We start from the raw sequence: 20,309 nt of genomic DNA, 5'->3' as shown, positions 1-20,309 counted from the left end.
GTCGCTTATCGCTAATACAACAGGGTATGGATGATGCTGCGCACCGCGATCCCGACAATCACACCGGGGATGACATAGCGGAAAAGCCTGACAAACCGGCTGGCGATCCCAAGGTAAATCCCGATACCTGGCAAGTCGAAGGTCTGGATCAGAAAGCCCGCCGAGGCGTTCATCTGTTCTGGCGTCACCAGCCCTTTTCGCAGAAGCTCTGACATCACCCCGAAGTAGGCTGTTCCACCCGCCAGACACTTGGTCAGCGTTGGCAGCACATACACCTCGGGAAGGCTGAAATAGGCCATCAGCGGCGAGAGTAGCCGGGTCAGAATGTCTATCGCTCCCGCTTCTTTTAGTATGCCGACGATGGTCAGCGAGAGCAGCAACATGGGGAGCGAGCCCAGCGCCAGGCGTATCGCATCTGCCCCCGCGCCATTAATGATACCGATCAGACTGGACGATGATTTATCGTTAAACGCTTCGGCAGGTGCCGCGTTCTGAACGGTGCTGGAAAGTTTTTTCCCGAACAGATGATAAGTGACCGCAGCGGCGACCAGCCCACCAAAAATCGAAATGATGATGGCGTTTCCCCAGTGCAGCCCGTAAGGGATCAACGGGTAGAAGACATTGCCCTGGCCCATCGCAAATAACATTGCCAGCGCGGCGGCAAGCTGGCGCTCTGAGGTGCCTCTTTTTTCCATAATGGCCAGGGCGGCAATGGGGGCGGCAAAGCTGACGAAATTGAGTTGTATCAGGGCGAAGATGGCGATCCCGGAAATACCAAAGGGCTTGAGCACTGGCGCGGTCAGCCGAACAACGGCATCGACGACGCCTTTTGCTTCCAGGTATTTCATCACGATGAGCATAACAACCATGACGGGAATAAGCGTGTAAAGCGCAACATCAACAGACGCCTTTCCTGCTGACATAATGACATCAATAATATTCATTAAGCTATCCAGTGAAGATCCACGCAAGGCAATCTACACCTCCGCGACAGTAAGTAAAATCCATGTCGTGCTTTTATAATTTAGTCGGATGGAAGTGACGCTTTGTTGGCTGAAGGACATAAGGAGAACGTCTGACGCATTGGGGAATATCATGCCAAATGCGATAATTCTCTAGCTTATTATTTTTATTATCCCGCTTAGTTTAAGATTTTTATCGTTCAATCTCCTTTAGTGTACTACGTTCAATAATGTCACTGTGCTGAGGAGAGCGGATGAAACCATTATCTCTATTGATGTTAACAAGCCTGGCGTTAGCGGGATGTGGGGCGAATAATTCGCCGCCGAAAACCCCCGTTCCCGGCGAAAAAACCTCTGCCCAAATGCGTACCCTCGAAACCGGTGCGCAAATGATTCAATCCCGCCCGCCAGTCGATGCGATAAGCGCCTACCTCGACGGGTTCCATTTCTATAACGGCGATAAAAATGGCCAGATGGAAGCCCATCACTATGTGACGGTGCTTAATGACGATGTCATGCAGGCCGTGATTTATGACAGCAACACCAAAGATGCCCGGCTGATGGGCGTTGAGTACATCATTAGCGAACGTTTATTTAAGACCCTGCCGCCAGAAGAAAAAAAGCTTTGGCATAGCCACCAGTATGAAGTGAAGTCCGGGAGTCTCATTGCCCCTGGTTTACCGGCAGTGGCGGATAAGTCACTGATGAAAAAGATTGTGAATACGTACGGGAAAACCTGGCACACCTGGCATACCGATCGTGACAAGACCCTACCGTTGGGTATTCCGGCGCTAATGATGGGCTTTACCGGGGAAGGGCAGCTTGATCCCCGGCTACTGGCAGACAGAGACCGTCGGTTTAATGTGCAAACGCAGGCTATCAAGCGTGAGCGTGAAGATCTGGTGGCCCACCCTGTCGTTGACGGCGCTAACGCATGGCAACGCGGCGAGGTGATTCAACTCAAGCGGACAACCGGCGGCGGTGAGCATGCACAGGGCGAAACCGCGCATTTTGGCGCATCCGAGCAAACCCTGCAGGCAAAGTGACTATGATCCGGAGGCCTAATGAAAATTCACCACCTCAACTGTGGTTGCATGTGCCCGTTTGGCGGCGCGTTTTATGATGGGTTTAGTAAAGGGCTTCACGCGCATCTGGTCTGCCACTGTTTGCTGATTGAAACGGACCGGGATGGGCTGATTCTGGTGGATACGGGGTTCGGTCGTGACGATATACGCCACCCCGGCCAGCGTTTGTCTGGCTTTTTCCGCCTGATGAATAATATCCAACGGCGGCAAGAGCTGACGGCGCTTGCACGTATAGAAGCGCTCGGGTTTAACGCGGCGGATGTGCGGCATATTATTCTGACACATCTTGATTTTGACCATGCGGGTGGGCTTACCGACTTTCCTCACGCCCGGATACATCTGTTGCAACAAGAGATAGATACCGCGCATCAGCGCCACAGTTGGCTTGCACGTGAACGCTATCGACCCGGACAGTGGGGCGGAACTTCCGGCTGGGTTGGCTACCAGCCAAAAGGGGAGAACTGGTATGGCTTCGAGGCGGTGACCGCGCTTGAAAGATTGCTGCCAGACATCCTGCTGGTTCCGCTGGCGGGTCATACGCTGGGGCATGCGGGCATTGCCATTCGCCAGCCGCAGGGCTGGCTGCTGCACGGTGGCGATGCATGGTTTTATCGTGGCGAAATGCGACAACCAACGCGCCACTGTACGCCGGGCCTGCGTTTTTATCAGTGGATGATGGCAATGGATAATGATGCCAGACGCCATAATCAGCAGCGACTTCGGGCGCTTTCCTGCCGCCACGGCGATGAAATTACCTTTTTCTGTAGCCATGATGCGCAAGAGTTGCAGACATTAGCGGCCCCCGAACACTAAGCGCGTCGGTGTAATCGCGACCCGTTTCAGGTCGCGATAACCGCATGAGTGGTCGTTTAAATCAGGTTGAAACGCTTATCCGGTACAGGCAATGGCGGCAGCGGACTTTGCCCGGTGATATCCATCAGATTGCGTTCTATCGTGGTGCAGATGGCGTTCAGTGCCAGGTTATTGGGGTGTGTGCCAAACGGATGTTCCATCTCTTCGGCAATCGAATCCCATGACAGGAAAGCGTAAGAGATAAACGCTGAAACAAACGGTGTCATCAGGTGAAGGTCGGACACCAGCGCCAGCGGCAGAAGGGTACAGAACAGATAGACCGTACGCTGTAAAATCAACGCATAAGCGAAGGGAACCGGCGTGTTGGCGATACGCTCGCAGCCCCCCAGGCAACGCGACAGCTCGTTAAGATTCTCATCAATATTCTGCCAGACAAAATCATTGATCTTGCCTTCCCGGCGCAGGCTGGCGTACTCCTTGCCAATGAAAATCAGGATGCGATGACAGGCCGAAGTGCTTTTCATCACCTCGGCCGCCGCGTCCGCAGGCAGCAAACGTTGCATATCCTGGGTGGCATCTTGTTGGCGAAGCTGGTGGTTCAGACACCAACTGAACGCGGTCAGGTAGTGGGAAAGCTTCTGCTGGATTGCCGTATCGTCAGGCAGGGCGCTGACGGTCTGCCGCATCAGGCTGCGGGAGGTGATCGTCACCGAACCCCAGATCATTCTCGCTTCGGTGTAACGGCTGTAGCTGGCGTTGTTACGAAAGCCAAGAAATATGGCAATGGCGATACCCAGCAGGCTAAACGGGGCAACGGTCAGGTGAATGTTCAAATTCTCGTAGTACGGCCAGGCAATGATCGCCACGATAGACATGAACAGGTTCAGTCCCAGCCGGAAGATAATCATCGATAGCACGGAGCCATGCCAGTTAAAGAGCCGCACAAACCAGCTCTGGGGTGGACGTATGATCATACGGATTCCTTGACGGTCTATTGTTTTATTGTTTGCAGGTGGCCGGTGTGAATCCGGCGCGGGAATTGTAGCCTGATCGGATTTTCCCGCAAGCTGATGCGAAAGGAGGAGGTAGAACGCAGGGCTTAGTAAGGCATCACGCACCCGCAGACCGGGTGCGACACGATCGGCCGGAGGAGTTATGGCTGTCGGAACCGGTAGCCGATGCCACGCACGTTGAGCAGCACCTCTGTGATCCCGGCGGATTCGAGTTTCTTGCGCAGATTATAAATATGGGTATCCACGACACGCTCAAGAGCATCGCTTTCCGGGAGGCACTGTTCCAGTAATGAAAGGCGCGACCAGGCGCGAACGGGTGAGCGCATAAGCAGGGTTAATAATGAAAATTCGGTGGGCGTCAGCTCAAGTAAAACCGGTTTTTGATGGTCGACCGTTACCGTGGCGGTCATTGCTGTGGTGTCGACTTCCAGACCTTGCCAGCGCAGGATCTCTTGCGATTCAGCCTGATGATGACAGCGTCTCAATACAGCCTGGACCCGCACAACCACCTCTTTGGGATCGTAGGGTTTGACGATGTAATCATCCGCACCGTAGCGCAGGGCGCCAATTTTATCGGGAAGATCGCCCATCGCCGAAATCATAATGACAGGCGTAAGCCCGTCGCGACGCACTGCGGCCAGCACTTCGCTGCCGTTCATTGACGGCAGCATGATATCAAGCAGAATAAGGTCCGGTTTCCACTGCCGCGCCATATCAAGCCCGATGCGTCCGTCGCCGCAAATCGCAATGTCGAAATTTTCCCGCTTAAGATAGGCCTCAAGAACGCCCGCCGCATCGGCATCATCTTCAATTATCAGCACCCGACGTTGACTCATCGCCTCTTCCTGTTGCACAGAACCTGTTAAGCATGATGATACCCTGGGCAACGGCTTTGCGATATCAGGGGCCACGGCGGTTTACTTAGCGGAAATCCTTAAGTTTTTTCAACTGCCGTCCCATACCGTCGAAATTATTCTCTCTCAGCCAGGCTTTGATCGGGATCTCTAAATCGTGCCATTCGCTGGCGATGATTGAGAACAGCGCGAGGTCTTCCGAGTGGCCTTTAGTCACTTTTTTGTCCCGCAATATTCCTTCTTTGCGAAAGCCGAAGCGCTCGGCAGCTTTAATCGCCCCGTCATTGAAAATGTTTGTACGCCATTCACATCTGCGGTAGTGGAGCGCATCAATAAAATAAGCCAATACTAAATAGATTGCTTCGGTGCTGATGCGTGTTTTTTTTAACGCTGGCGTCCAGTTGATATCCGTAAGCTCGAACGTGCCGTGTAGTGGATTAATCCTTGTGATGCAGAAAATGCCTTTCACGGTGTCGTCATTTTTATCAATAACCGACATGTGCATGCCATTTTTTGCGCCGATAAGCTCGCGAAAATAGTTATAACACGCCTCTTTGGTGGCAGGTCGCTTTCCTGGTAAATAGGTCCAGTCACGATCATCATCAATACTTTGCCAGGCATGAAATAAATCTTCTGCATGATCGACAGACAGCGGCGTAACCATGCAATAATTTCCGCTAAGGGAGAATTTTTCAGGGGTGTTTCTGGGCGTCCAGTCTTGCATTTCCTGCCCCAGGCACTGGCCGTAGCTATTTCGGTATTGCATAATATGCCCCCTTAAATGAAGGTCATTCTCATTGAATTAAAAACCATTGCATTGTAATGCTAATTATATCAATGGTAGCTTATCAATAATACGATCATGATCGTGTTTCCCGTTAATAAAATAATTTCGCGGCATAAAGCGTAATTATTAAGCGGACGTATATTTCATCCATCTGGTATTTTTTTTAGCGACCATAAGAAAAATTACCGTAATAAAAATATGGAATAGCATACGTGTTAATATTTTCTTTGGAATGGGTTTTATCACTATTATTGTGCCAGTGTAGTACTTGTTAACAATACCGGAAAGGGGGGCAGAAGAGTGACCTCAGCGGCTTTCACCGCCGGGATCGAACAATATATTACTGACTGGTTAAATTCTGGCATTCCGCAGCGGCGTACTGTGCGGCGCTGAGCGGCACATTATCCAGTGCCTTTTTAATGGCGGAAGAGGAGGAGAACTGGTTGACCGCGTCCCTTTGCATGATCTCAAAACTTTTTTGAATATTCGCGGTGATGTCGTCGCAATTTGCCCCCTGATTCAGGCCGCCAATCACCACGTTATTGATGCGCTCGGACATTTCGGCCCCCATTTTTTGGCCCATTTTTGCCGGGTCTGCTTTGCCTTCTTCCGGCATGGCGCCGGTAAGTAGCGCAGACTTATACAGCGCCTGGCCCAGGGTGACTTTCGCTGCCGTGACTGTCTCTTCGTTCGATGTTGATGCCAGCACGGACGTTGACGCTGAAAGCAAAAATAATGTGCTAATGACTGCCAGTCTCATTGAGAAGCTCTTTGTTTATTACAGGTCTCGCCCAACTTAGCCCTGCGCCGGAAAAGGCGGCAACTGGCGGAAGGTGTTAACCAGGCCTTCCGACCAGGCTTTGCGGATACCGGTAAAATAGGGATCGTTTTCCGTGATGCGTCGCTGTTCGCTGGCATCATAGGTATTCGCGCGATAAATCATGACATCCAGCGGCATACCGACGGACAGATTACTGCGTAACGTCGAATCGATGGAGATCAAGGCGCAGCACATAGCGTGCTCCAGAGGGGTATCGACCGTCAACACCCTGTCGATAATCGGCTTGCCGTATTTGCTCTCGCCAATCTGAAAGTAGGGGGTGTCATTCGTCGCTTCAATGAAATTACCTTCGGGATAGATATGAAACAGGCGCGGGACTTCGTTGCCAATCTGCCCACCGAGCAGCATATTGCAGCCAAAATTGGTACTGCTGTTTTGCTGCGCCGCGCTGTCGCGGTGAATCACTTCGCGCACTGTCTCCCCGACCAGCGTGGCGGCGTCATACATCGTCCCCATCTGCATCAGGTTTGGCGTATGCTGGCCCTGTATCCGTTCGTTAAGCAGGCTGACAATACTCTGTGTTGTGGCCAGGTTCCCCGCCGACTGGATCACCAGCACCCGTTCCCCCTCCTTGCTGAACACATGGAGTTTTTTAAACGTTGCGATGTGGTCGACACCCGCATTGGTGCGGGAATCGGAAGCAAAAACCAGCCCGTCGGAAAGACGCATGGCCACACAGTAAGTCATTAAAATACCTTTATTAATTCATTGTTGCTGCTGCATCTGATGTTGTCGCTCAAACAGACTTACCTCGGCAGCGGAAAACATCTCTTCGCAGCCGCCGCCAAAACGGCTACCCCGCACCGGGCAGGCATCCAGATAATCCATTCCGATCGCCAGGCGAAGATGTTGGTTCAGATCACGCGTGTTATTAGTGATATCAAAACTTTGCCAGCGGCCATCAAGCCAGGCTTCTGCCCAGGCATGCATCGCCACATGCTCGGTATCCCGGCTGTAAACATAACCACTGACGTAGCGCGCCGGAATGCGCAGGCTACGACAGCAGGCCAGGAAAACGTGCGTATGATCCTGGCACACCCCTTTTCCTTTGGCAAAAGCGACGGCGGCGGTGTCGTGAACCTGGGTGGCGCCGGGCGTATACGGCATTTTCAGGCGTAATTCCGCCATCAATTCTTCCAGGCTGCCAGGCGCATCTTCTTCCCGGTAATAACGCCGGGCAAATTCGCGGATCGGCGAGTCCGGGTCGGTTAACGGAGTCGTGCGCAGGAACACCAGTGGAGAGAGTGACTCGCTGATCTCTTCCTCTTCTTCTGCATTATCGGCGATCTCAACCACACCTTGAGCATGAATGATTATCTCTTGATGAGGGTGATCGAGGGTTAAAACATGCATCAGATTCCCGTATGCATCGGTCGTCGCTACCGCCGAGGCGGGCAACAGCAGGTTCCATTCCTTAATATACTGGCGACCAGAGGTTTGCGGCGTCAGACGCAGATACTGCGTACTGAACTTCACCTCTTCATCGTAGTGATAATGCGTCAGGTGATTAATGGTCAGTTTCATAACGCCTCCAGATAGGTCTGGCGGATACTGTCGGCCAGCTCATTGATTTTGGTAAGAAAACGGTTTAACCACTCCTGAAGATCGTCGGCCAGGGCATCATCAAGGGAGCCGAAACGCAGCTCCACATGCAACTGATGGGCAAGACGCAGCGGAACGCGCGCCCGCTCGCTGCCAATCATCTCCAGTTGTTGAACCAGGTCGCCGACGCAGGCATGCAGCGAGCGCGGCACGTCATTGCGAAACACCAGTAATTCGGTGACGGTTTCCCGGCTGATTGGCTGGCGATAAATACTGTGGTAGGCCTCCCGGGCGCTCACCGCACGCAATAACGTATCAAGACGGTAATATTCGCGTACCGGATCCGGGTCATTGCTGAGCTGCTGATCTTTTAGCGCCAGCAACTGGGCGGTGGCGAACGCACGCTCAATCAGGGTACCGATACGGATAAAACACTGGGCGTCGTTACGCAGCAGGGTGCCGAACATGGCGCCACGGAACAGATGCGCCCGTTCTTTCACCCAGTCGAAAAAGGCGTCGATACCAATTTTATCCACCCCGGTCTGGCGCAGATTGCGGATATCGATACGGGTGGTATTGATGCACTCCCACACTTCCGATGAAAGACTGCCGCGCACGGCATGGGCGTTGTTCCAGGCCATTTCTATACAACTGTAGATACTGCTCGGGTTCTGCCCATCAAGGGCAAAGAAATTCAGCAGATTATTCATACTGAACCGGGCATAACGCTCCTGAAACAGCTCATGCCCGAACGTCAGATTGAGCGGCAGGGCTAAATCATGCTGTTGCTGGCTGTGGCGCGGCATCATTGATAATTTGTAGGTCACGTCAAGGACGCGGGCAAAGCTCTCTGCCCGTTCCAGATAACGGGCCATCCAGTACAGTTCGCTGGCGGTGCGGCTTAACATTATTCATCCTCCTCCATCACCCAGGTGTCTTTCGTGCCACCCCCTTGCGAGGAGTTCACCACCAGCGATCCTTCGGTCAGCGCCACGCGGGTCAGCCCGCCAGGCACCAGCCTGATCTCTTCGCCGTACAGGGCAAACGGACGCAGGTCAATGTGGCGTGGAGCCAGCCCTTCCTCGACAAAGGTCGGGCAGGTAGAGAGCGCCAGCGTGTTTTGTGCAATATAGTTGCCGGGGTTTGCCAGCAGCCGCTGACGGAACGCATCGATCTGCGCCCGGGTTGAGCGGGGGCCGACCAGCATGCCGTACCCGCCTGCGCCGTGGACCTCTTTCACCACCATCTCATCCAGATGGGCCAGCACGTAGCTCAGGTCTTCGGCTTTACGGCACTGCCAGGTGGGGATATTGCCGAGGATAGGCTCCTCAGAAAGATAAAAGCGGATCATGTCCGGCACGTATGGATAGATGGATTTGTCATCCGCCACGCCGGTGCCAATCGCATTGGCCAGCACCACGCCACCTGAACGATAGACCGACAACAGGCCCGGTACACCCAACATTGAATCTGAGCGAAACGCCAGCGGGTCGAGGAAGGCATCGTCAATACGGCGATAGATAACATCGACCCGGCACGGGCCTTCGGTGGTGCGCATATAGACACCGCCTTCTTTGACGAACAGGTCGGCGCTTTCTACAAGCTCTACCCCCATTTGCTGGGCAAGAAAACTGTGTTCGAAGTAGGCGCTGTTAAAGCGACCAGGCGTCAGCACCACCACGCAGGGGTCATCAACGTACGTGCTTTCACGCAGGGTTTGCAGCAGGTAACTGGGGTAACGTTCGACCGGCGCGATATGCGAACTGGCAAACAGATCCGGATACAGGCGCATCATCATCTTACGGTTTTCCAGCATATAAGAGACGCCGGATGGGGTGCGCAGGTTATCCTCCAGCACGTAGTACCCGCCGTCACTGTCGCGGACCATATCAATGCCGGTGATATGGGCATAAATATTGTTGTGCAGATCGACGCCCTGCATACAGGGCTGATACTGCTCATTAGCAAGCACTTGCTCACGGGGGACAATTCCGGCATTGAGAATATGCTGGTGGTGGTAGATGTCGTACAAGAAGGCGTTGAGCGCTTTTACCCGCTGGCGTATTCCTGCATCAAGCATCCGCCATTCGTGGGCCGGAATGATACGCGGCACGCTGTCGAATGGAATTAAACGCTCTGTTCCTCCTTCTTCACCGTAAACATTAAACGTAATGCCGACGCGGTGAAACAGCAGCTCGGCCTGCTCTTTCTTCTGGTGAATGGCATGCTGGTCAGTTTGCTGTAACCAGTGCCACCAGGCGTCATAATGCTGGCGCTGCTGACCTTCTGCGGTGAGCATTTCATCGTAGTAAGGCGCGCTCGGAAGCGTCATTTTTATCATTGTCATCCCCTGCATTCCGCTTGATGAAGATAGAGTTAAAATGCAGAAAACATGCCAGCGCACCAAAAGCGCGGCTTATCACGCTATGGCGAGGCGGGACGCACCGTTATGAGGAGAAAGTGGCGAAAAAGCGCACCACAATGGCGTATAAGCGGCAGAAAAAGGGGAGTGATGGTGCAAGTGTAAAGACGGCTGCACCAGCCGGAAAAGCGGTAATAAGTGTTCGCCTGACTCGTTTATAGATGTAAAATAAATGCATTTTTAAGGGGGGCTACGATGACGGGAAAACGCATTCGCCGCGAAAAACTGACCATTCGCTCTATGATTACGCTTTACCAGCAGCGCTGTCCGCAGGCGCTGGCGGATGAAGCGCACTATCAGGCGTTGAATGATTACGCGGATAAACGGCTGGATAAATGTGTGTTTGGCGAAGAGAAACCGGCCTGCAAACAATGCCCTGTGCACTGTTACCAGCCAGCTAAACGTGAAGAGATGAAGCAGATTATGCGCTGGGCCGGGCCGAGGATGCTGTGGCGACACCCTGTGTTGACTATCCGTCATCTGATTGATGACAAACGTCCTGTTCCCGAACTGCCGGAAAAATACCGCCCTAAAAAATAACGCCGTGGCGGGCACGGCGTTATCTGTTCTCAGGCGCGAGTGGCTATAAGAATAGACGATGCTTTAATCAGGGCAATGACGCGTTTTTCCGGTGCCAGTTGCAACGCCTCACAGCTTTCGTTGGTCACTACCGCCACTATTTCAAAACCGGCGTCTGTGGCGACATGTACGGTTGCATTTACCGCCCCTTCGGTCACGGCGCTTACCGCTCCGGCAAACTGATTACGGGCGGAGAATTTCAGGCCGCAGTCCTCGGTTGCCAGCGTGATCCACGGCGCTTTAATCAGTGCGATGGCTTCTTTTCCGGGATTCAAACCCAGCGCTTCCTTACTGCTGGATGTGACGATAGCGACAAGCTTCGCGCCTCCTGCGAGGGTTAATTCCACTTCATCGTTTACGGCACCGTGCGCGGTTGCGCTGACTTTACCGACAAGTTGGTTACGAGCTGAAACGGCCATGTTGCCTCCGGGATAATGAGAAAGAGTCAGTTATCTCAGGTCATTGTCTGTTTATCCATACCCATTTTCTTATCATGGGTATAGCTGTGCAGACCAATGCGGGCAACGTGGCGCTTCCACGCAGAGACAGCATCAGCAAATCCGCGGCAGGGGCTCGGCGTGCGGTAAGTCCAGAATACGCTTCACACCGTATAAGCCCGCCAGCCGCACCCCTTTACGCTCCACCACTTCGCCGATGATCGCGGCATCCTGGCCGAGCGGGTGGGCGCGTAACTGAGCCAGTACCTGCTCCGCCGACTGGCGCTGGACAGCAATCACCAGCTTGCCTTCGTTAGCAAAATTCAGCGCTTCCAGCCCTAATAGCTCGCACACGCCGCGCACCGCAGTTTTCACCGGCAGGTCACGTTCGTTAAGTTCGATACCATAACCGCTGGCGGCGGCAAACTCATGCACCACGGCGTTGACTCCGCCGCGCGTCGCATCGCGTAGTGCTTTCACGCCCGGAATATCGCGCAATTGTTGAATCAACGGGGTTAACACCGCACAGTCGCTGGTCAGTTCGCCGTCCAGCCCCAGTTGTTCGCGCAAATTGAGAATGGTCGCACCGTGATCGCCGAGCGTACCGCTGACCAGCAGCACATCACCGGCCTCAAGGGTGCTGGCGCCCCAGCGGATATTGGCCGGAATAGCGCCAATGCCTGCCGTATTGATAAACAGCTTATCTGCCGCCCCGCGCTGCACCACTTTGGTATCGCCGGTAACAATGGCGATATCCGCGCGGCGGGCGGTTTCCGCCATGCTGGTGACCACGGCTTTCAGGGTCTCCATCGGCAGGCCTTCTTCAAGAATAAACCCGCAGGAGAGATAGCGGGGAACGGCGCCGCTTACCGCCACATCGTTCGCCGTGCCGCAAATGGAGAGCTTGCCGATATCGCCGCCGGGGAAGAACAGCGGGTCGATAACGTAGCTGTCGGTGGAAAAGGCCAGTCGGTCGCCGCTGGCGGCGAGAGTCGCAAGATCGAGACGCGCCTGATCTTCCTGTTCACTGAGCCACGGGTTCGCGAACGCATCGATAAAAAGCTGGCTGATAAGCTGTTGCATCGCCTGTCCGCCGCTGCCGTGCGCCAGTTGGACTTCATTCATACTTCGCACTCCTGAGCACGATATTGATACCAGGCGGCGCAGGCTCCCTCAGATGAGACCATCAGTGCGCCAAACGCGGTTTGTGGGTTACAGGTATTGCCGAAAAGCGGGCACTGATGGGGCTTACATTTGCCGGTCAGTACTTCGCCGCAGCGTGCGCGTGGGTCATCACAGGCTTGCTGCGGCGCAGGATTAAAGTGGGCTTCGGCATCAAAACGCTGATAGGGCGCGGTTAAGCGCACCCCGGAGTCGCCAATCATTCCCAGTCCGCGCCATTCGCTATCGCCCCGGACCTCAAACACCTCGCTAATGGCCTGTTGCGCGAGAGGGTTGCCTTCGTCCGGTACCACGCGACGGTACTGGTTTTCTACCTGATGACGGGCGCTGATTTTCTGTTCGACCAGCATCAATACGCCTTGCAGCAGGTCCAGTGGTTCAAACCCGGCCACCACCAGCGGGCGCTGGAACTCCCCGGCGATAAAACCGTAGGCATCGGTGCCGATCACCATGCTAACGTGACCCGGCGCAAGAAACGCGTCGATACCGTTATCCGGTTCCTCCAGCAGGCTGCGCAGGGTCGGAATGATGGTGATGTGCTGGCAGAAAAAGAAAAAGTTACTCACATCCTGCAATTTTGCCTGTTGCAGCGTGATGGCGGTGGCGGGCATGGTGGTTTCGAAGCCGAGCCCAAAAAAGACTACTTTGCGCTGTGGATTCTGCTTTGCCAGGGTCAGCGCATCCAGCGGGGAGTAAACGATACGCACATCCGCGCCGCGCGCTTTCGCCTGCAGCAGAGAACCGTTTTTCCCCGGTACACGCATCGCGTCGCCGAAGGTACAGAAGATCACTTCCGGATGGCTGGCGATCTCCACGCAGGTATCAATGCGCCCCATCGGCAGGACGCACACCGGGCAGCCTGGCCCGTGGATAAACTCAATGTTGTCCGGCAATAACTGATCGAGGCCGAACTTAAAGATCGCATGGGTGTGGCCGCCACAGACTTCCATCACCCGTAGCGGGCGCTTCGCGGTATAGGTGAGCAGCGCGGCCCGCTCACCTAAGTGAGCGATAAGCTGCATGACCTGTTCCGGCGCGCGGTATTCATCCACAAAACGCATTATCTCTCCTCACCAAACAGCAGCGCGCCAACATCCGGCTCGACATCGTACATATTTTGTAGTGCCGCCAGTGTCTCGCGGGCCTCGTCTTCGTTTATCACGCTCATGGCGAAGCCCACATGCACCAGCACCCACTGCCCAAGGCGAGAATGCCCCGCTTCGTCCGTGCTGCCCACCAGCGTTAAGTCGACGTCGCGCTGAATACCGCAGACATCGACTTTCGCCTGATTACCATCAATGGCGCTAATTTGTCCCGGAACGCCTATGCACATCGTTGGGTCTCCAGCCAGTCCAGCCAGCGGTCCATACCTTCACCGCTGGTGGCAGAAACCAGAAAAATTTCGATAGAGGGGTTCACTTCGCGGGCGCAGGCGAGGCATTTTTCGACATCAAATTTGAGGTAAGGCAGCAGGTCGATTTTATTGAGCAGCATGATGGAGGCCGCAGCAAACATGTGCGGGTATTTCAGCGGTTTGTCTTCGCCTTCGGTCACCGACAGCACGGCGACTTTGTGACGTTCGCCGAGATCAAAACTGGCCGGGCACACCAGGTTGCCGACGTTTTCGATAAACAGAATGCCATTGTCCGCCAGCGGCAGGCGCGGTGTGGCGTCGGCAATCATTTGCGCATCCAGATGACACCCCTTGCCGGTATTGACCTGAATCGCCGGGGTGCCGGTCTCGCGGATGCGCGCGGCATCGTTAACGGTCTGCTGATCCCCTTCGATTACCGCACAAGGCACACGGGCGTTGAGACGGGTCAGGGTTTCGGTCAGCAGGGTGGTTTTACCGGAACCGGGGCTGGAGACCAGGTTCAGCACTAACTGATGTCTGGCGGCGAAGCGGGCGCGGTTATGCGCGGCGATGCGATTGTTTTTATCTAACACATCGATTTCCACTTCCAGCATCCGCCGCTGGCTCATCCCTGGCGCATGGGTTCCGGCTGCGCCGTGGCCGTAATGTAAATCACCATTTTCCGCCGCCGTCGGGCTGAAATTGTCGGTCTTGACGCCTGTGATTTTCATTGTCGGACGGGCAGCGGGAGCAAAAGGCGCGCTGCGAAACGCAGAATGGGGATTATGCTCGTCGCCCTCGATATAGAGGTTACCTTCCTGACAACCACATGTCGTACACATTGCTCACTCCTCGATTTCCAGCCGCTGAATCTGCATGCCGTCGTCGGCGACGATGTGCAAATTGTCGCTGTTGCATTGCGGGCAGCGACGCACGTGCTGGCTTAGTAAGGTCACGTATTGCTGGCAGCTTTCGCACCAGCACTCCGCCTGTTGTTCTTCGATGTGCAGTGTACAGCCCTCTGCCAGGGTGCCACGGCAGACCAGATCAAAACAAAACGTCAATGCGGCAGGTTCTACACAAGAAAATGCGCCAACTTTGATCCAGACCTCAGTTACGCGCCTGGCGGCGTGCTGTTTCGCCTGTTGTTCAATAATCTCCAGCGCACGCTGGCACAAGGTAATTTCATGCATACTGCCTCCTCATTAATCAGGCGCGTGTTGCAATTACAGTGCCAGGGTTATTCGCTTTATTGCGGTGAGGATCAAGGCGCTAATACATTGTTTTCCGGCAAAATAGCCGCCGCTGATAGCTTCGGGCATTCCATTGATGACGAAAATGACGATCGCGCATTTCCCGGACGTCAAAAATGACCAGGCGGCAATCTATTGATCGGGTAAACACCACCATCAGGTGGCGAGGAGAGAACGTGACGGACGTATTGCTCTGTGTGGGGAACAGCATGATGGGTGACGATGGCGCAGGCCCGCTGCTGGCGGAGATGTGTGCGGGGACTCCGCCCGGAAACTGGCAGGTGATTGACGGTGGCAGCGCGCCGGAAAACGACATCGTAGCGATCCGCGAGCTTCGCCCCGACAGACTGTTGATTGTCGATGCGACAGACATGGGGCTAAACCCTGGCGAGATTCGTATTGTCGATCCGGACGATATTGCCGAGATGTTCCTGATGACCACCCATAATATGCCGCTTAATTACCTGATCGATCAGTTAAAAGAGGATGTGGGCGAGGTGATTTTCCTCGGTATTCAGCCGGATATCGTCGGCTTTTATTACCCGATGACGCCCCCGGTAAAAGAGGCCGTCGAAACTGTCTATGCACGCCTTGCCACCTGGCAGGGTAACGGTGGGTTTGCGCTGCTGGAAGCCGGGGAAGAGGAGTAGTTGGCCGTCCCGGATGGCGGCGCAAGCGCCTGATCCGGGCTACCAGACGTTCAGGCCGCACGAAATAGTCCACTCGCCCTGTGGGGTGAGGAATCCCCACAAAAATGCGAGCACGAACGGTCCCCTCTCCCTGAGGGAGAGGGCCAGGGTGAGGGGGAAAATGCGGCTCTGATGGTCATTCCGTTCACCTTATGTTCCTTGCTTTTCTGTCGCGACAGAACCCGTGAACGTGCCAGGGGACTCAACCCCCTCGCTGCATGCCCTGCGACAGGGGGGCACAAAGATGTCGCTGTGGTCGTCATGCTGGAAAACGGGTCAGCCATGGATAACAAGGTTGAAGACGTTCACAGTATCTACAACATAACCGGCAGCGCTTAGTCCAAATCTGCCCCGTTGCTGGCAATCACTTTTTTGTACCACCAGAACGATTTTTTGCGCTTACGCTCCAGCGTACCGTTACCTGCGTCGTCACGGTCAACATAGATAAACCCGTAGCGCTTGCTCATCTCACCGGTGGAGGCCGCTACCAGATCGATACATCCCCAGGTGGTGTAACCCATCACCGGAATACCGTCTTCAATGGCATCGCCCATGGCACGGATATGCTCGCGCAGATAGCTAATACGGTAATCGTCTTCTATTTCACCCTGGGCATTGAATTCATCTTTTGCACCCAGCCCGTTCTCCACCAGAAACAGCGGTTTCTGGTAACGGTCATACATCATATTCATCGTGATACGCAGGCCTAGCGGGTCAATGCCCCAGCCCCATTCGCTTACCTGAATATGCGGGTTACGCAGCGATTTGACGATATTAGCCGCCGAGGTATTTTGCGCATTCATTTCGGCAGAAGCGCAGCGCGAGGCGTAATAGCTGAATGACACAAAATCAACAGTATTTTTCAGGATCTCGTCGTCACCCGCTTCTTTTACAATGCTGACGCCTTTTTCGCGGAACACGCGGGCCGCGTAGGCCGGATAGGCACCGCGCGCCTGCACATCAATAAAGAACAGGTTTTCCCGGTCTTTTTCCAGCGCCGTCCACACATCTTCCGGCTTACAGGAGTAGGGATAGAAATTGCCGCCTGCCAGCATGCAGCCCACCTGATTTTCCGGGTTCACCTCATGGGCGATTTTGGTCGCCAGTGCGCTGGCAATCAGCTCGTGGTGCGCCGCCTGATATTTTACCTGGTCCTGATTTTCGCCCTCTTCAAACACCAGCCCGGCACCGGAGTACGGGCTATGCAGCATGATGTTGATTTCATTAAAGGTCAGCCAGTATTTCACCAGACCATCAAAGGCTTCAAAGCAGGTGCGGGCGTAGCGGGTAAAAAACGCCACCATCTTGCGGTTACGCCAGGAACCGTATTCGGTAACCAAATGCATCGGCACATCAAAGTGGCACAGTGTCACCAGCGGTTCGATACCGTACTTTTTGCACTCTGCGAACATGTCGCGGTAAAACGCGATGCCCTCGGCGTTCGGCGTCAGCTCATCACCCTGCGGGTAAAGGCGGCTCCATGCGATAGAGGTACGAAAGACGGTGAAGCCCATCTCCGCCATCAGCGCGATATCTTCCTTGTAACGATGGTAGAAATCGATCGCCTGATGACTGGGGTAGTATTCGTCTTCACGCAAAGTGAAGCGTTTTTCCAGACCGAGTTTCACCGGCAGACGGTTCGCGCCGTGGGGAATGGTGTCGACGGTGGTTAACCCTTTACCGCCTTCCAGATACGCCCCTTCGGCCTGGTTGGCGGCAATGGCGCCGCCCCATAAAAATCCTTTCGGAAATACAGACATGCGTTACCTCGCTTATTGCGCCCGGGCTTCATGAACAACGGCTGTGTTTGCCGCCTGCGGTTTCTGCGCCTCTGCTTCCACCGGGATATCTTCAAAACCGAGAAGCAACGTCAGAACAAAGGAGAGCACCACCGCCAGCGCCATCACGCCGAATACCCAGACAATGGTCATTGGATTAGCCGGATCGAAAAACTGTACGCTGGTAAACAGACCCGGCGCCGCCATGGAGTGGCTAGCAAGCCCGGCTATCCCCGCGACGGCACCGCAGATAAAGCCGCTTATCAGGCTCGCAATCAGCGGACGTTTCAGGCGAACGGCCACGCCGTACAGCGCCGGTTCAGAGATACCGGCCAGGATAGCCGAAGCCGCTGCCGCAAGGGCAGTCTGGCGCAGCTCCGGGTTTTTGGTTTTCCACGCCACCGCCAGAGACGAGCCGCCGAGCGACAGGTTAGCGCCAATCTCTGACGGCATTACCATGCCTTCTTTGCCTGTTTCGGCAATGGTTTGAATGATAGTGGGAGTAAATACGCGGTGCATCCCGGTCATCACCAGCAGCGGCCACAGGGCGCCCATAATGGCAACGGACAACCAGCCCAGATAGCCATGAATGGTGTAGACCAGCGCGGAGATGGCGCTACCAATCCAGATCCCCAGCGGGCCAATCAGCACAATAGCCAGCGGTGCGGCAATCAGCACAATCAGCATCGGTTTCAGGAAGTTTTTCGTCACCGCCGGGGTAATTTTGTCCACCCAACGTTCGATATACGACAGACACCAGGTCATCACCAGCGCCGGAATCACGGTGTAGGTGTATTTCACCGCCGTCACCGGCACCAGCGCAAACTCCACATGCTCACCCTGCGCGGCTTTCGCCATCAGTTCGATAAAGCTTGGGTGTACCAGCACGCCCGCAATGGCAATCGCCAGCGACATATTGGTTTTAAATTTCACGGCGGCAGACGCGGCCACCATCAGCGGCAGGAAGAAGAAGGCACCGTCGCCAATCACCGTCAGAATAGTCAGCGTTGAAGAACCTTTTGGCAGCAGGCCGGACATTTCCAGCACCATCGCCAGCAGTTTGACCATCGAGCCGCCGATGATCGCCGGGATCAGCGGTGACATGGTGCCGATCAGCGCATCGAGAATACCTGCGCCAATGCGCTTAAGGGTCAGCCTCTGTTTACCGACCGGTTGAGCGGGCTGCATATCGCCGGGCAGCAATGTCACCACTTCACGATAGGCATGCGACACCGTATTGCCGATGATGACCTGGCACTGGCTGTCGTTGCGTACCACGCCCATAACGCCGCTAATGCCTTTGAGCGTCGCGCTGTCAATTTTGGCGTCGTCTTTCACCACGAAGCGCAGACGCGTCATGCAATGGGTGACGGCAGCGATGTTGTCAACACCACCTAACGCGTTCACCACCGAGCCGGCAAGCGCCGCATAATTCTTCGACATCGGGTTATATCCTGTTTTATCAATAAGGTACGGCTCCATTGCTCTGTTTTACGCAGGCAATGAAACATCAGATAGGAAACCGGTTCCACAAAATAATGATGAGTTTCATGTATTCAAACAAGATCAAAAATTCATCTTTATCTATTTTTGTGATGATGATCGCTTAATATTTTTTGACCGTTTTTATCCCATTGCGACATTCTTTAGTGGGTGAAGTACACTGCATGGCATCGAAATCAAACGGATAAGCAACATGACCACAATGCTTGAGGTGGCAAAGCGGGCAGGGGTGTCGAAGGCGACAGTCTCCCGTGTGCTATCGGGCAACGGCTACGTCAGCCAGGAGACCAAAGACCGGGTGTTTCAGGCGATCGAAGAGAGCGGATATCGCCCGAACCTGCTGGCGCGCAGTCTGGCGACGAACAAAACGCAAACGCTGGGGCTGGTGGTTACCAACACGTTGTATCACGGGGTCTATTTTAGCGAGCTGCTGTTTCATGCCGCGCGGATGACCGAAGATCAGGGGCGGCGTTTAATTCTGGCAGACGGTAAACACAGCGCTGAAGAAGAGCGCGAAGCGATTCAATATCTGCTCGATTTAAAATGCGATGCGATCATTATTTATCCGCGCTTTTTAAGCGTCGATGAAATGGACACTATCGTCAAAAGCCACAGTCAGCCCATTATGGTGCTTAATCGTCGATTACGTAAAAACAGCAGCCACTGTGTCTGGTGCGATCAAAAAGCCTCCAGCTTTAACGCGGTGGCGACATTAATTGCGATGGGGCATCAGGATATTGCATTTATTACCGGCTCGCTGGATTCCCCGACCGGTATTGAGCGGCTTTCTGGCTATAAAGACGCCCTGGCGCAGCACGGCATTGCGTTACGTAATGAGTTGATTGTAAAAGGGAAGTGGTCACCGGAAAGCGGGGCGGCAGGCGTGGAAACGCTGCTGGCAAAGGGTGTCAGTTTTAGTGCGCTGGTGGCGAGCAATGATGATATGGCGATTGGCGCCATGAAGAGACTGGATGAGCGGGGAATCGCTGTACCCACGCAGGTTTCGGTTATTGGATTTGATGACATTGCCATTGCCCCGTATGTTATTCCCGCACTCTCCAGCGTTAAAATCCCGGTCACGGAGATGATTAAAGAAACCATCGAGCGGTTAATTTTTATGCTTGATGGCGGTGAGTTTAATTACCACCAGCCATTTCTTGGCGAATTAATGTTACGTGATTCACTCATTCCCGGCCCCACACGCTAACCTCGTCA

The 20,309-nt window shown here is 54.4% G+C and carries 22 protein-coding genes; 5 read left to right on the top strand and 17 right to left on the bottom strand.

What is annotated here, in order from left to right; all coding sequences use genetic code 11:
• Positions 1-11 precede the first annotated feature (11 nt).
• Positions 12-944, bottom strand: coding sequence for a nucleoside recognition domain-containing protein (locus IP582_RS20015; RefSeq protein ID WP_039077663.1), 933 nt, complete (start codon positions 942-944; stop codon positions 12-14).
• Between the two features lie 272 nt (positions 945-1,216).
• Between IP582_RS20015 and IP582_RS20010 the strand changes: the two genes are divergently transcribed.
• Together IP582_RS20010 and IP582_RS20005 are read left to right on the top strand one after the other, a co-directional pair.
• Positions 1,217-2,008, top strand: a complete 792-nt coding sequence (locus tag IP582_RS20010) for an OBAP family protein (RefSeq protein ID WP_039077662.1) — start codon at positions 1,217-1,219, stop codon at positions 2,006-2,008.
• Between the two features lie 18 nt (positions 2,009-2,026).
• Complete coding sequence (locus IP582_RS20005) at positions 2,027-2,860, top strand: MBL fold metallo-hydrolase (protein WP_193794233.1); 834 nt, start codon at positions 2,027-2,029, stop codon at positions 2,858-2,860.
• A 56-nt stretch (positions 2,861-2,916) separates the two neighbouring features.
• On the opposite strand, the gene IP582_RS20000 is transcribed toward IP582_RS20005, so the two are convergent.
• The 8 genes from IP582_RS20000 to IP582_RS19965 form a co-directional block, all read right to left on the bottom strand.
• Positions 2,917-3,834 (bottom strand): bestrophin family protein, encoded by a 918-nt coding sequence (locus IP582_RS20000; protein WP_039077660.1) that lies wholly within the window; start codon positions 3,832-3,834, stop codon positions 2,917-2,919.
• A gap of 179 nt (positions 3,835-4,013) precedes the next feature.
• A complete protein-coding gene (locus IP582_RS19995; RefSeq protein ID WP_039077659.1) occupies positions 4,014-4,709 on the bottom strand; it encodes a response regulator in 696 nt (231 codons plus the stop codon).
• A gap of 85 nt (positions 4,710-4,794) precedes the next feature.
• The gene (locus IP582_RS19990; protein WP_228007915.1) at positions 4,795-5,451 is read right to left on the bottom strand and encodes a GNAT family N-acetyltransferase; all 657 of its coding nucleotides are present in this window, start codon (positions 5,449-5,451) and stop codon (positions 4,795-4,797) included.
• Between the two features lie 403 nt (positions 5,452-5,854).
• Positions 5,855-6,274 carry a hypothetical protein gene (locus tag IP582_RS19985; RefSeq protein WP_193794231.1) on the bottom strand — a complete coding sequence of 140 codons (420 nt, stop codon included), beginning with the start codon at positions 6,272-6,274 and terminating at the stop codon, positions 5,855-5,857.
• Between the two features lie 36 nt (positions 6,275-6,310).
• Positions 6,311-7,042 carry a proteasome-type protease gene (locus IP582_RS19980; protein ID WP_071194752.1) on the bottom strand — a complete coding sequence of 244 codons (732 nt, stop codon included), beginning with the start codon at positions 7,040-7,042 and terminating at the stop codon, positions 6,311-6,313.
• An 18-nt stretch (positions 7,043-7,060) separates the two neighbouring features.
• Positions 7,061-7,879 (bottom strand): transglutaminase family protein, encoded by an 819-nt coding sequence (locus IP582_RS19975; protein WP_193794230.1) that lies wholly within the window; start codon positions 7,877-7,879, stop codon positions 7,061-7,063.
• Entirely contained in the window at positions 7,876-8,805 is a 930-nt protein-coding gene (locus tag IP582_RS19970; RefSeq protein ID WP_039077654.1) for an alpha-E domain-containing protein, read from the bottom strand. The genes IP582_RS19975 and IP582_RS19970 overlap by 4 nt, the downstream gene beginning before the upstream one ends.
• Positions 8,805-10,238: a circularly permuted type 2 ATP-grasp protein gene (locus tag IP582_RS19965; RefSeq protein WP_039077653.1), complete on the bottom strand. Its 1,434-nt coding sequence runs from the start codon at positions 10,236-10,238 to the stop codon at positions 8,805-8,807. The genes IP582_RS19970 and IP582_RS19965 overlap by 1 nt, the downstream gene beginning before the upstream one ends.
• Before the next feature lie 276 nt (positions 10,239-10,514).
• On the opposite strand from IP582_RS19965, the gene IP582_RS19960 reads away from it, so the two are divergent.
• The gene (locus IP582_RS19960; RefSeq protein ID WP_193794229.1) at positions 10,515-10,859 is read left to right on the top strand and encodes a nitrous oxide-stimulated promoter family protein; all 345 of its coding nucleotides are present in this window, start codon (positions 10,515-10,517) and stop codon (positions 10,857-10,859) included.
• A 29-nt stretch (positions 10,860-10,888) separates the two neighbouring features.
• Here the strand turns inward: IP582_RS19960 and IP582_RS19955 are convergent, their stop codons facing one another.
• The 6 genes from IP582_RS19955 to hypA form a co-directional block, all read right to left on the bottom strand.
• Positions 10,889-11,317 (bottom strand): molybdopterin-binding protein, encoded by a 429-nt coding sequence (locus tag IP582_RS19955; RefSeq protein ID WP_107223858.1) that lies wholly within the window; start codon positions 11,315-11,317, stop codon positions 10,889-10,891.
• A 132-nt stretch (positions 11,318-11,449) separates the two neighbouring features.
• Complete coding sequence (hypE, locus tag IP582_RS19950) at positions 11,450-12,460, bottom strand: hydrogenase expression/formation protein HypE (protein WP_110296181.1); 1,011 nt, start codon at positions 12,458-12,460, stop codon at positions 11,450-11,452.
• Positions 12,457-13,578, bottom strand: a complete 1,122-nt coding sequence (gene hypD / locus IP582_RS19945; RefSeq protein WP_039077648.1) for a hydrogenase formation protein HypD — start codon at positions 13,576-13,578, stop codon at positions 12,457-12,459. Before hypD ends, hypE begins: the two co-directional genes overlap by 4 nt.
• Complete coding sequence (locus IP582_RS19940; RefSeq protein ID WP_039077647.1) at positions 13,578-13,850, bottom strand: HypC/HybG/HupF family hydrogenase formation chaperone; 273 nt, start codon at positions 13,848-13,850, stop codon at positions 13,578-13,580. The genes hypD and IP582_RS19940 overlap by 1 nt, the downstream gene beginning before the upstream one ends.
• The gene (hypB, locus tag IP582_RS19935) at positions 13,841-14,713 is read right to left on the bottom strand and encodes a hydrogenase nickel incorporation protein HypB (protein ID WP_193794228.1); all 873 of its coding nucleotides are present in this window, start codon (positions 14,711-14,713) and stop codon (positions 13,841-13,843) included. Before hypB ends, IP582_RS19940 begins: the two co-directional genes overlap by 10 nt.
• A 3-nt stretch (positions 14,714-14,716) precedes the next feature.
• Positions 14,717-15,064: a hydrogenase maturation nickel metallochaperone HypA gene (hypA, locus tag IP582_RS19930; RefSeq protein ID WP_071194748.1), complete on the bottom strand. Its 348-nt coding sequence runs from the start codon at positions 15,062-15,064 to the stop codon at positions 14,717-14,719.
• Positions 15,065-15,300: 236 nt separating this feature from the next.
• Between hypA and hycI the strand changes: the two genes are divergently transcribed.
• Positions 15,301-15,774: a hydrogenase maturation peptidase HycI gene (gene hycI, locus IP582_RS19925; RefSeq protein ID WP_193794227.1), complete on the top strand. Its 474-nt coding sequence runs from the start codon at positions 15,301-15,303 to the stop codon at positions 15,772-15,774.
• A 374-nt stretch (positions 15,775-16,148) separates the two neighbouring features.
• On the opposite strand, the gene IP582_RS19920 is transcribed toward hycI, so the two are convergent.
• Together IP582_RS19920 and ascF are read right to left on the bottom strand one after the other, a co-directional pair.
• Entirely contained in the window at positions 16,149-17,573 is a 1,425-nt protein-coding gene (locus IP582_RS19920; protein WP_039077643.1) for a 6-phospho-beta-glucosidase, read from the bottom strand.
• A gap of 12 nt (positions 17,574-17,585) precedes the next feature.
• Entirely contained in the window at positions 17,586-19,034 is a 1,449-nt protein-coding gene (gene ascF, locus IP582_RS19915) for a PTS cellobiose/arbutin/salicin transporter subunit IIBC (RefSeq protein WP_193794226.1), read from the bottom strand.
• A 253-nt stretch (positions 19,035-19,287) separates the two neighbouring features.
• On the opposite strand from ascF, the gene IP582_RS19910 reads away from it, so the two are divergent.
• The gene (locus IP582_RS19910) at positions 19,288-20,301 is read left to right on the top strand and encodes a LacI family DNA-binding transcriptional regulator (RefSeq protein WP_193794225.1); all 1,014 of its coding nucleotides are present in this window, start codon (positions 19,288-19,290) and stop codon (positions 20,299-20,301) included.
• Positions 20,302-20,309 lie beyond the last annotated feature (8 nt).

It is taken from the genome of Citrobacter sp. BDA59-3, assembly GCF_015167655.1.
Classification (GTDB): Bacteria; Pseudomonadota; Gammaproteobacteria; order Enterobacterales; family Enterobacteriaceae; genus Phytobacter; species Phytobacter diazotrophicus.
Note: the sequence above shows the minus strand (reverse complement) of the source record. Positions and strands in the feature narration are given on the sequence as shown.